The organism is Pseudomonas sp. VE 267-6A (genome assembly GCF_024126555.1).
Taxonomy (GTDB): domain Bacteria; phylum Pseudomonadota; class Gammaproteobacteria; order Pseudomonadales; family Pseudomonadaceae; genus Aquipseudomonas; species Aquipseudomonas palmensis.
The window spans coordinates 1-1,234 of record NZ_JAMYBY010000045.1 but is presented as its reverse complement, the minus strand read 5'-3'; the positions used below and the strand labels follow the sequence as shown (position 1 = coordinate 1,234).

Below are 1,234 nucleotides of genomic sequence, written 5' to 3'. Positions count from 1 at the left end.
TTTGAATCGCCCCTGGTTTCCTAGACACTCTCCAAGCTCAGAAAATAGCGTTTCTCATACTCTACCGGCGACAGCTGATTGTTGAAGCCATGCCGACGTTTTACGTTGTAGAACATCTCGATGTAATCGAACACATCACTACGAGCATCTTCCCGCGTGGTGTAGATTTTCCGCCTGATCCGTTCCCGTTTCAGAAGTTGGAAAAAGCTCTCGGCCACGGCATTGTCATGACAGTTGCCTCGGCGACTCATGCTGGCAACCAAATTGTTCGCCTTCAAAAAGCTGCGCCAATCGGAACTGCTGTATTGGCTGCCCTGATCGGAGTGAACCATCACCTCCTGTTTCGGTTTTCGCCTCCAAACCGCCATCAATAACGCATCAATGGCCAAATCACTGGTCATCTGCGACTTCATTGACCAGCCAACAACCTGACGAGAAAACAGATCCAGCACCACTGCTAAATACAGCCAGCCTTCGTACGTACGAATGTAGGTGATGTCGGTGACCCAAACCTTGTTGGGTTCTACGACATCAAACTGGCGCTTCAGCAAGTTGGGTGAGGCGATTGCTGGCTTACCGCCGTACTTTCCAGGGCGACGTCGATAACCTGACTGAGAACGCAGACCTTCAAGACGCATCAGCCTTGCCACACGATGACGACCACAATCCTCGCCGGCCTCGCGCAGATCGTCATGGATTTTGCGATAGCCATAAACGCCGCCGCTCTCCAACCATGAATGCTTAATCAAACCCAGCAGTCGCTGGTCGTCTTTGGCTCGTAGAGATTGCGGCTCAGCCAGCCAGGCGTAATAACCGCTGGGATGGACTTTCAGCGTCAGGCAAAGCCGTCGAATTGAATACTCGCCCGCGTGCTGCTTGATAAAGGCGTACTTCAGCCGCACTCCTTGGCAAAGTACGCGGCGGCCTTCTTTAAGATGTCTCTCTCTTCCGTCACACGCTTGAGTTCAGCGCGTAGCTTGCGCAACTCGGCCTGCTGATCATCATCTTGCTGACGCTGCTCTTGGGGCTTGCTGTAGACCTTGATCCAGGCGTAAAGGCTGTGCACGGACATGCCCAGACGCTGGGCGACATCGGCAACAGGTTTGCCTTTTTCGGTCACTTGCTTGACCGCTTCGATCTTGAACTCTTCGGGGTAACGCTGACGACTCATGGCACCTCCTATTTGGGCCTCATTATGAGGCTTGGAGGTGTCTACGAAACCAGGGGCGATTCA

The 1,234-nt window shown here is 53.2% G+C and carries 1 protein-coding gene; it reads right to left on the bottom strand.

Annotated elements, in window-relative coordinates; all coding sequences use genetic code 11:
* Positions 1-20: 20 nt before the first annotated feature.
* Positions 21-1,171, bottom strand: a protein-coding gene (locus NJH59_RS25355) for an IS3 family transposase (RefSeq protein ID WP_123752878.1) whose coding sequence is annotated in 2 segments (ribosomal slippage) — positions 21-937 and positions 937-1,171 — 1,152 coding nt in all. Because the reading frame shifts where the segments join, the coding sequence is not laid out codon by codon here.
* Positions 1,172-1,234: the final 63 nt, after the last annotated feature.